General features: G+C 72.0%; 11 protein-coding genes and 1 pseudogene. 7 read left to right on the top strand and 5 right to left on the bottom strand.

The window, feature by feature from the left end:
- Nucleotides 1–633: maleylpyruvate isomerase family mycothiol-dependent enzyme (locus CCL05_RS13260; RefSeq protein ID WP_107400454.1), on the bottom strand; the 633-nt coding region annotated here is incomplete at its 3' end.
- A 47-nt stretch (nt 634–680) separates the two neighbouring features.
- Between CCL05_RS13260 and CCL05_RS13265 the strand changes: the two genes are divergently transcribed.
- Together CCL05_RS13265 and CCL05_RS13270 are read left to right on the top strand one after the other, a co-directional pair.
- Nucleotides 681–1,343, top strand: a complete 663-nt coding sequence (locus CCL05_RS13265; protein WP_086560698.1) for an HD domain-containing protein — start codon at nt 681–683, stop codon at nt 1,341–1,343.
- Nucleotides 1,344–1,377: 34 nt separating this feature from the next.
- Nucleotides 1,378–2,430 carry a GNAT family N-acetyltransferase gene (locus CCL05_RS13270; protein ID WP_086560699.1) on the top strand — a complete coding sequence of 351 codons (1,053 nt, stop codon included), beginning with the start codon at nt 1,378–1,380 and terminating at the stop codon, nt 2,428–2,430.
- Here the strand turns inward: CCL05_RS13270 and CCL05_RS13275 are convergent.
- Nucleotides 2,403–2,690, bottom strand: coding sequence for a DUF4031 domain-containing protein (locus CCL05_RS13275; protein WP_086560700.1), 288 nt, complete (start codon nt 2,688–2,690; stop codon nt 2,403–2,405). The two genes, CCL05_RS13270 and CCL05_RS13275, sit on opposite strands and share 28 nt — an antisense overlap.
- A complete protein-coding gene (locus CCL05_RS13280) occupies nt 2,687–3,070 on the bottom strand; it encodes a hypothetical protein (protein ID WP_086560701.1) in 384 nt (127 codons plus the stop codon). The genes CCL05_RS13275 and CCL05_RS13280 overlap by 4 nt, the downstream gene beginning before the upstream one ends.
- Before the next feature lie 55 nt (nt 3,071–3,125).
- Here CCL05_RS13280 and CCL05_RS13285 point away from each other — a divergent pair, with 55 nt between their 5' ends.
- Nucleotides 3,126–4,028, top strand: coding sequence for a MurR/RpiR family transcriptional regulator (locus CCL05_RS13285; protein WP_425275915.1), 903 nt, complete (start codon nt 3,126–3,128; stop codon nt 4,026–4,028).
- A gap of 48 nt (nt 4,029–4,076) precedes the next feature.
- A complete protein-coding gene (gene murQ, locus CCL05_RS13290; RefSeq protein ID WP_086560703.1) occupies nt 4,077–5,033 on the top strand; it encodes an N-acetylmuramic acid 6-phosphate etherase in 957 nt (318 codons plus the stop codon).
- Here murQ and CCL05_RS13295 read toward each other — a convergent pair.
- On the bottom strand, nt 5,030–7,054 hold the full coding sequence (locus CCL05_RS13295) for a hypothetical protein (RefSeq protein ID WP_086560704.1): 2,025 nt from the start codon (nt 7,052–7,054) through the stop codon (nt 5,030–5,032). The genes murQ and CCL05_RS13295 overlap by 4 nt on opposite strands.
- Before the next feature lie 134 nt (nt 7,055–7,188).
- A complete protein-coding gene (locus tag CCL05_RS13300) occupies nt 7,189–7,434 on the bottom strand; it encodes a hypothetical protein (protein WP_086560705.1) in 246 nt (81 codons plus the stop codon).
- 114 nt (nt 7,435–7,548) lie between these two features.
- Here CCL05_RS13300 and CCL05_RS13305 point away from each other — a divergent pair, with 114 nt between their 5' ends.
- The 3 genes and pseudogenes from CCL05_RS13305 to CCL05_RS13315 all read left to right on the top strand — a co-directional run.
- Nucleotides 7,549–8,388: a helix-turn-helix domain-containing protein gene (locus CCL05_RS13305; RefSeq protein WP_086560706.1), complete on the top strand. Its 840-nt coding sequence runs from the start codon at nt 7,549–7,551 to the stop codon at nt 8,386–8,388.
- Nucleotides 8,372–8,563 carry a DUF397 domain-containing protein gene (locus tag CCL05_RS13310; RefSeq protein WP_086560707.1) on the top strand — a complete coding sequence of 64 codons (192 nt, stop codon included), beginning with the start codon at nt 8,372–8,374 and terminating at the stop codon, nt 8,561–8,563. The genes CCL05_RS13305 and CCL05_RS13310 overlap by 17 nt, the downstream gene beginning before the upstream one ends.
- Before the next feature lie 253 nt (nt 8,564–8,816).
- Nucleotides 8,817–9,309 (top strand): annotated as a pseudogene (locus CCL05_RS13315) (hypothetical protein); the annotation flags it as partial.

The following is a 9,309-nucleotide window of genomic DNA, read 5'->3' on the forward strand; positions in this document are numbered from 1 at the left end:
GAACTCGGCCCCGCCGGCCGGCCGCCCCGTGTACAGCCGCACCAGGGTCGGCCCGTCCCCGATGAAACGGCCCGGGGGCCGCTCCCCGCCGCTCTCCCCGAGCCGCAGGGGTTCGTCCAGGTCGTCGAGGTCGGCGTGCAGCGGCACATGCCCCCGCTCGCGGGTGATCCGGGCGAGCAGCGCCAGCGCGTCCGGCAGCCCGGCCCCGCCGTACGCCCCGGGCTCGCCGAAGGCGTCGCGGACGTCCCCGGCGTGCACCCACTCCCCCAGCGCGAGACCGTCCAGCTTCCCGCCCGCCCCGGCGATCACCGGCCCGGCCTCGGTCATCCCGCGCTCCAGCTCGTCGACCACCCGCGCGTTGCTCCAGCCGCCCCGCTCGGCGATGTCCCGGTCGTTCGACTCGGGCGAGAACACGCCCTCCTCGAACCGGTTCTCCACCACCCGGGTGAGCGCGGCCGAGCAGTGCGCCAGCACCGACCGCACCGACCAGCCCGGACACGCCCCCACGGGCAGCGCGAAGTCCTCCTCGGCCCTGGCCCGCAACAGCGGGATCAGCGCGTCGCGCTCGATCGCGAGCAGCCTCCCGGGTTGCTCGGGGTCCCGTACGTCGTGCACATCAGCAGGAGTCGTCATGGACCCCACGCTAGGTGCCCGACCCCGCCGAGCGGGAGAATGCCCCCATGGCCGATATCGACGCCCTCCGCGCCCGCTTCGTCCGCACCCTGGAGGCGGCCCGGGGCCCGGCCGCCGGACCGGACCCCGTCCCGTACGCCGACGACCTGCTCGGCCGCTGGCAGGAGCCGCAGCGCCGCTACCACACGGTGGCGCACCTGACGGCGGTCCTGGACCACATCGACGTACTGGAGAAGTACGCGCACGACCCGGACGTGGTCCGGCTGGCCGCCTGGTTCCACGACGCCGTCTACCTGCCCGAGCGCTCCGAGAACGAGGAACGCTCCGCCCGCCTGGCCGAACGCGCCCTGCCCGAGGCCGGCGTGTCCGCCGCCAGGGCCGCCGAGGTGGCCCGCCTGGTCCGCCTCACCGTCGGCCACGACCCCGCCGACGACGACCCCGACGGCCAGGTCCTGTGCGACGCCGACCTGGCGATCCTCGCCTCGCCCCCGTCGGCGTACGCCGCCTACACCGCCGCCGTCCGCGAGGAGTACCACTTCGTCCCGAACGAGGCCTTCCGCACGGGCCGCGCGGCGATCCTGCGCCAACTCCTCGACCTGCCGAGGCTGTTCAGGACGCCGTACGGAGCGTCGGAGTGGGAGGCGACGGCCCGCTACAACCTCACCGCCGAGCTGGAAATGCTGTCGCTTCCGCCCGGCGACCCCTCGTAACCTGCCCGGCATGCGGACAACGGGTGCGGAACAGGTGGAGCAGGCCGTCGACGAGTGCGTGGGCCTGCTGGGGGCGGTCACCGACCGGGACTGGGAGGCGGTGCGGGCCGGGCGGCTGGAGTGGAGCTGCCGGGAGACGGCGGTGCACATCGCCGAGGACCTCATCGCGTACGCGGGGCAGCTGGCGGGGCGCGAGCAGGAGGCGTACACGCCGTTCGAGATGTCGCTGGAGGAGGGGACGGACAACGCGGGTGCGCTGCGGGTGATCCGCACGATGGGCGTCCTGTTGGCCGCCACGATCCGCACCACTCCGCGCGACGTCCGGGCCTTCCACCCGTATCCGTTCCGCAGCGCGAACCGTGAGGGATTCGCCGCGATGGGCGTGGCCGAGGTGCTGCTGCACACCCACGACGTGGCCGAGGGCCTGGGCGTGGCGTACGAACCGGCCCCCGAGCTGTGCGACTTCGTCCTCACCCGGCTCTTCCCGCACGTCCAGCCCGGCCCCACCCCGTGGCGGACCCTGCTGTGGGCCACCGGCCGGGGCGACCTGCCCGGCCGCGAGCCGGTCACCGAGTGGCGGTGGAGCAACAACCACGTGATCCCCACCGACCGGCTCACCCTCCAGGGCGTCACCCCGGCGGCGGCGGGCGATCTCGCCACGGTCGGCGACGGCGGCTTCGAGTGGCTCGACGGCGGCCCGGTCGAGGGCACCCGGGTGGGCTCCGGGCTGGTGTTCAAGCAGTACGAGGACGGCGTCCACCGGCCCGAGTGGGGCATGTACGTCCTGGTCCGGCGGGAGGACGGCCGCGCGCTCGGCGCCATGGGCTTCCACAGCGTGCCGGACGAGTCGGGGCGGGTGGAGGTCGGCTACGACCTGGTCGAAGCGGCCCGTGGCCACGGTTACGCCACCGAGGCGCTGCGCGCGCTGTCCGCGTGGGCGCTGTCCCGGGACGAGGTCCGGACCGTCGTCGCGAACGTCGAGCGGGACAACGCGCCCTCGCACCGCGTCCTCGCCCGCGCCGGGTTCGAGGCCGTCGCGGAGGACACCGAGCAGGTCGCCTACGAGCTGCGCGAACCGCGTGGCTGAGTCCGCCCCTTCGGCCGGCGCAGCCCCGCCCCGTGCAGCAGCCGCACCACCTCGCGGCTGCTGACCTCCACGGCCCCGGCGCTCACGGCGTCCGCGTACCGCTGGTCGGGGATGTCGTAGTGGTCGCGCTCGAAGGCCCGCCGGGGCACGCCGAGGCGTTCGGCGAAGGCGTGCAGCTCCTCGTACGAGACGTCGCTGATCAGGTGGGACCACATGCGGCCGTGGCCGGGCCAGGTCGGCGGGTCGATGTAGACGGTCACGAGGACGCCGCTCCGCCGAGCGCCTCGCCCAGCGACCCGACCGCCGCGACCTTCACGCCCGCCTCGCTGCACACCCAGTGCGGGTCGGGCCCCAACTCCGGTTGCACGTCCAGCGCGTGCGGCTCGCCGGTGCCGCACACCGGGCACAGCGGCCAGCGGCCGTAGCGCTCCAGCAGGGCGTCCTGCACGTCCTGCGCGACCAGGCCGGCGACGTACTGCGCGCCCTCCGGCCACTGCTCGACCCACCAGCGCCGCTGCACGACCGACTCCTCGACCAGGGAGACGACGTCGGCCTCGGCGACGCGTCCCGCGACGAGGTCGGCCAGCACGAGGGCGCGCGCGGCGTGCAGTGCCTGCTCCAGGGGGCTGATGGGGTCCATGCCCCCATTGTGCGCACTCTTGACCGAGACGCCGAGCCGAAAATATCTTTCAGAAGTGACCCCAAGAGTGAAGGAAAGTTTCGGCACCCCGCCGGCCCCCGCCGCCCTCGCGGCCAAGGTCCGTACGCTGGGCCCGTCGATGACGCGTTCCATGCAGCGCGTCGCCGAGGCCGTCGCGGGAGACCCGGCCGGCTGCGCGGCCCTCACCGTCACCGGCCTCGCCGAGCTCACCGGCACCAGCGAGGCGACCGTCGTACGCACCGCCCGGCTGCTGGGCTATCCGGGTTACCGGGACCTGCGCCTGGCCCTCGCCGGCCTCGCCGCCCAGCAGCAGTCCGGCCGCGCCCCCGCCATAACGACGGACATCGCGGCCGACGACCCGATCGCCGACGTGGTCGCGAAGCTCGCCTACGACGAGCAGCAGACCCTCGCCGACACCGCCGCCGGCCTCGACACCGCCCAACTGGGCGCGGCCGTCACCGCGCTGACCGGTGCCCGCCGCACGGACGTGTACGGCGTCGGGGCGTCCGGCCTGGTCGCCCAGGACCTCACGCAGAAGCTGCTGCGCATAGGGCTGGTCGCGCATGCGCACAGCGACCCGCACCTGGCCGTCACCAACGCCGTGCAACTGCGCGCGGGCGACGTCGCGATCGCCATCACGCACTCCGGGTCGACGGGGGACGTCATCGAGCCGCTGCGGGTCGCCTTCGAGCGCGGGGCGACGACGGTGGCGATCACCGGCCGGCCGGACGGCCCGGTCTCCCAGTACGCCGACCACGTCCTCACCACGTCCACGGCCCGGGAGAGCGAGCTGCGTCCCGCGGCGATGTCGTCCCGGACCGGGCAGCTTCTTGTGGTGGACTGCCTGTTCGTGGGGGTGGCGCAGCGGACGTACGAGACGGCGGCGCCGGCGCTCTCGGCGTCGTACGAGGCGTTGGCCCACCGGCATCGTCCCTGAGCCGGCCCCGGCCGACACGCACCGGAAAGACACGGAAAGAGCCGTCCCATGACCTCCACCTCCGATTCCCGTGATCTCAGAGCCGAGTTGGAGTCCCTGACCACCGAGGCCTTCCGGCCGGAGCTGGCCGGCATCGACCGGCTGCCCACCCTCGACATCGCGCGGCTGATGAACGGCGAGGACGCCACCGTCGCCGGAGCGGTCGCGGCCCGGCTGCCCCAGATCGCCGCCGCGATCGACGCCCTGGCCGAGCGGATGGCCCGGGGCGGCCGCCTGGTCTACGCCGGGGCCGGCACGGCCGGCCGGCTGGGCGTCCTGGACGCCTCCGAGTGCCCGCCCACCTTCAACACGGACCCCGACCGGGTCGTCGGCCTGATCGCGGGCGGCCCGCAGGCCGTGGTCACCTCGGTGGAGGGCGCGGAGGACTCCCCGGAACTGGCCCGTGCCGACCTGGAGCCCCTCGGCCTGACCCCGGACGACACGGTGGTCGGCATCTCGGCCTCCGGCCGCACTCCGTACGCCATCGGCGCCGTCGAGTACGCCCGCACCCGCGGCTCCCTCACCATCGGCCTGGCCTGCAACCCGGGCAGCCCGCTCGCGGCCGCCGCCGAGCACGGCATCGAGATCGTCGTCGGCCCCGAACTCCTCACGGGCTCCACCCGCCTCAAGGCCGGCACGGCACAGAAGCTGGTCCTCAACATGCTTTCGACGATCACGATGATCCGCCTGGGCAAAACGTACGGGAACCTGATGGTCGACGTCCGCGCCTCCAACGACAAACTGCGCGCCCGCTCCCACCGCATCGTCGCCCTCGCCACCGGCGCCGCAGACGAGGAGATCGAACGGGCCCTGGCCGCCACCGACGGCGAGGTGAAGAACGCGATCCTGACCCTCCTGGCCGACGTGGACGGCCCGACGGCGGCCCGCCTGCTGACGGAGTCCGACGGGCATCTGCGCGCGGCCCTGGCAGCGGCCACGGGCACCCCTCAGACGGATACCCCCTAGAGCCCCACGGCGACCCGCGGCCCCTCCCCGCGCCACTCCTCGTGCTCCGCCGCGGCCCTGCCCGCCAGGGCGTTGACGGCCGCGTTGAACCGCTCCATCGAGGTGGGGCGGTCCGGGCCCAGGACGTACTCCTTGAGGACCCGGCGTTCGGCCGCCATCGGGTCGTGGCGCGGGTCGCGGACCGAGCGCAGGATCTCCGGCAGGCGCGCGCAGTCCCGGTCGAGGAGGTAGGCGCCCCCGGCGGTGGTGTACGCGGCCCGGAACTCCGCGTCGGGCAGGTCGTCCGCGTTGGTCAGCACATACGGCTTGAGGCTCGCCACGAAGTCCGCGACCACGGACGACACGTCGCTGATGAGGAGGTCGGCTTGGTCGAAGCACTCGTAGAGCGTGGGCAGTTGCCCGACCACCACGTTGTGCCGGACAGGGTCGCGGCTCTCCCAGAAGATCCGGTGCCACTCGGCCCGCAGCTCGTGCCACTCGGCCTCCCCGTCGCGGCCGGGGACCCGCGCCTCGCGGGTCTGCTGGGCGTCGTCGCCGGCGAGCCGCCCGGCGAGCTCGCCGAGGCGGGCCTGGATCTCCGCCAGCCGCGGCTTCGCGGCGGCGGCCGCGGCCTCCGCCGGCTCGGCGTCACGCCGCTCGTTGTCCGCGCGCAGCAGTTCCCGGACGGCCCGGTCCGCGTCGGCGGCCGCGCGGGAGCGCTTGCCGGTGAGGGGATGCGGCTTGTAGACGACCCGTACGTTCTCCGCGAGCAGCTTCTCCACCAGCGTCACGCCCATCGGGATCAGGGACGTGTGGCAGTCGTCGTCGCTCCAGCCCTCCCAGGTCGGCGCGTACAGCACGACCGGCAGCGGACCCGGCGCCTGGTCCGTGTGCAGCCGGATCGGCGACAGCTGCGGACGGCCCACCTCGACGATCGCCTCGTCACTGATGGCGTGCCGCACCCGCTGGTAGCGGTCCCGCCCGGCCCGCCCGGCCACCCAGATCTCGTCGTACACCTTGCTCACCCGGTTGCTGCTGGCGAGCTTGTCGCTGTCGCCGTGCCCGATGAAGACGTGCTTGGCCTCGGCGACGCGCAGCATGTGCACGTTCTTGCCCGCGTTGCCGGGATAGAGGACGACCCGGAGCTCGGGCAGCTCCAGCTGCGCCACGTCATCGGCCTTCGGCACGCACACCACCGGCAGCCGTGTACGGCTCAGATAGCGGAACGAGGCCCGCTCCCGCAGGATGATCAGCGGCCGCCGGTCGAGCTGCTCCAGCGTCTCGATCCACATGTTGACCTGGTACATGAAGTCCCGGGACACGGACGCGAAGCTGAAGTACAGCGCCACCTCCGGCCGGTACCCGGCCAGTTGCCGGTTGACCTCCGCGAGCACCTCGTCCCGTGACGGCATCCGGCGGGCCCGGCGCAACTGCGTCAGCAGCGCCACGACCGCCGCCACCGCCAGCCCGGCCGTCAGCGCGAAGCCGACGCCCGCAGGGGGCCACGCCCCGACCGCCAGCGCGACGAGCAGCCCGGCGTGGGCAGGCAGATCCAGGTGCAGCAGCTTGCGCAGGAACCGCCGGTAGAGGAGGGCGGGCGGGGACTGCGGGATGCCCGCCCCGCTCATGTCGAGGTTGCGCACCACCACCGGGAGCGTGCGGCGCCGCCGGATGGCGTGATGCACGGCCGTGTACAGCGTCACCAGCGCGAAGTGGGCGCTGAACACGGCCAGGGCGGTCACCAGCACCGCGTCCGACGCGTTCATACGGTCGGCCAGAGCGAGCAGCATCACCGTCCGCACGGTGAACCTCATCGTGCGGCTCAGCTGCAACGCGGCCAGCCGCCGCACGAAGGAGGGAGCCCGCGCGTGCAGCACCTCGTCCGCGACGTAACTCACGGCCGAGGCCGCCGCGAAGCCCCACAGCGACGGCAGCAACGCGAAGACGGGCAGGGCGGCGAAAGCGGCGGCGAAGAGGAGCACGAGAAGCAGATCGGTTTTCCCGCGCACGCGCAGGACACCACACAACCAACGGAACGTCATGAACAGGATTCCTCTGGGGAAAGGACGTGTCTTCCGGGATGGCGTGCGGTGGGGCGTACGCCGCTGTACGCGCGATACGTCAGTTCGACGGCGGTTGCGGTCGAATGGTTGTACACCTGCCGGTCACCAATACTTCACCGTGACTTCGGCTCCCGGTTGACCTGTCTCACGCGAGCCCGCAGCGTCTCTCGCACGGGCAGCGAGCGCAGTACGTCGGTCAGGTGCTCGGCCGTCCGTACGTTGCACCGCCCCAGATCGACCAGGGCGAACGGCTCGGCGCTCGCTCCGGTCACGGGGTCGACGCCCAGCGACGGCAGCACGACACCGACTCCCGCGAGCGCGTCCCGCAGTGACTCCACGATCTCTTCGGTCGAACGCACCTTTCCCTACCTCCACGCTGAGTTTGTGATTCACCACACAGCGTGGCCGACGCGCCCCTAACCTGGCGATATACGGCGGCCCAACAACCCGATGTGTACGACAGGGAGTTGCCCATGCCCGGATCCAGGGACCTCGACCCGTCCTCCTCCCCGCGGGCCCTCCTGGGCGCCGAACTCCGCCACGCCCGCGAGAAGGCCGGCCTCAGCCAGGAGGAACTGGGACAGCGGCTGTTCGTGAGCGGGTCGTTCATCGGGCAGTTGGAGAACGGGACGCGGCGGATGCTTCCGGAGTACGCGCGGATGCTGGATGAGGAGCTGGGGACGGGCGACTTTTTCCAGCGGAATTGCAGGGCGGCGGCGAAGTCCAAGTACCGCGAGCACTTTGCGGAAGCAGCAGAGGCGGAGACGCAGGCAACGGCCATCAGGGACTACGCGTCGATGCTGATCCCCGGATTGCTCCAGACACCCGCCTACGCACGAGCCGTCAGCCGCGCTTACCAGCCCTCAGCGACAGCAGAGGCCATCGAGGAGCTGGTGACACGCCGGATGGAGCGAGCACGGATCCTCGGCGATCCAACAAAGCCCCTGTTGTGGGCGGTGATTGACGAGGCCGCACTGCGCCGTGTGACCGGCGAGCCGGAGGTGATGGCGGAGGCGCTACGCCACCTCATCGGCCTGATCCGCCAGAACCGTGTCATCGTTCAGGTTCTGCCGTTCGATGCGGGAGCCCACCCGGGGATGCAGGGTTGCGTCAGGCTGATGGACTTCGACGACGCCCCTCCGCTGGTCTATCTCGAAGGAGTCGACACCGGACGGATGGAGGACGACCCCGCCACCGTCGCGCGCTACAGGCTCTACTTCGAATTCCTCACGGCTTCGGCGCTCTCGCCTGAGAAGTCTCTGGCTCTCCTTGAGGCGATGGCGCAGGATTACGGCCATGAGAAACACGCCTGAGTGGTACAAGTCCAGCTACAGCGGCGGCACCGGCGACAACTGCCTGGAAGTCACCCAGGCACTCCCTGATGTCATCCCCGTCCGCGACTCCAAGAACCCCCACGGCCCGAAGCTCGTGTTCCGGGCCACTGCCTGGTCCGCGTTCATCGAGAAGCTCAAGGACGAGACGGCCTGAGCTTCGGGACCCGGGCTTCGAGCCCTCTTTTCAAGGAACGGGGGGGAGGGCCTCAACCCACCCTCCCACCCGGCGAGTTGACGCGACGCGTCCGGCTTGCCACGGACAGTCACGTACCCTTAACGTTCCCTGCACAAAGCAACAGCCCCCGCCAGGTGCGCCAACACCTGCGGGGGCTTACCAACGAGATCGAGAGTCGATCGATCCCATGGATGACGCCAACTTTAGTGCTGCCCACTCGTCCGCGCACCCCATGGCGAACCCGGGCTACGGCAAACGCACTGCTCCTGACCAACTCCCCCGCGCAAAAAACGACTTCGCACACCTCCCACCTCGCGAAGCCGCCATCGCCGCCTACCTCGACCGCCTCCCCGACGGCGCCGACATCTCCGTAAAGACGCTGGCCAAGCAGCTGCCGTACGGCCAGTGCGCCCTCGGTACCGCCCTCAACCGCATCCAGCAAGCAGGACACCTGCGCCGAGGCCGGGAGTGCGTGACGGCGAACGACGGCAGCTCCCGCTGGATCACCCGATCGTGGTGGTCGCGCACGGCCCGGGACGATGAGTGGTGGGCGGCCTTCACACGGGGCGACGTACCGAAGCAACGGCGTCCTACCCGCTCCCGGGCCCACATCCTCCTGGCCGCCCTCGGCCGCACGGCGCCCGCCCTGTCCCTCTCCCAGGCCGACTGTGCGACGCTCGCCCCGCTGGTGACGGAGTGGTTCGAGCGGGGCGAGCGTCGCACAG

It is taken from the genome of Streptomyces africanus (assembly GCF_002150735.1).
Classification (GTDB): domain Bacteria; phylum Actinomycetota; class Actinomycetes; order Streptomycetales; family Streptomycetaceae; genus Streptomyces; species Streptomyces africanus.

Coding starts and splice junctions, on each gene's coding strand:
- CCL05_RS13305 (WP_086560706.1), top strand. CDS start 7,549: ATGCCCGGATCCAGGGACCTCGACCCGTCCTCCTCCCCGCGGGCCCTC.
- CCL05_RS13310 (WP_086560707.1), top strand. CDS start 8,372: ATGAGAAACACGCCTGAGTGGTACAAGTCCAGCTACAGCGGCGGCACC.
- murQ (WP_086560703.1), top strand. CDS start 4,077: ATGACCTCCACCTCCGATTCCCGTGATCTCAGAGCCGAGTTGGAGTCC.
- CCL05_RS13295 (WP_086560704.1), bottom strand. CDS start 7,054: ATGACGTTCCGTTGGTTGTGTGGTGTCCTGCGCGTGCGCGGGAAAACC.
- CCL05_RS13280 (WP_086560701.1), bottom strand. CDS start 3,070: ATGGACCCCATCAGCCCCCTGGAGCAGGCACTGCACGCCGCGCGCGCC.
- CCL05_RS13265 (WP_086560698.1), top strand. CDS start 681: ATGGCCGATATCGACGCCCTCCGCGCCCGCTTCGTCCGCACCCTGGAG.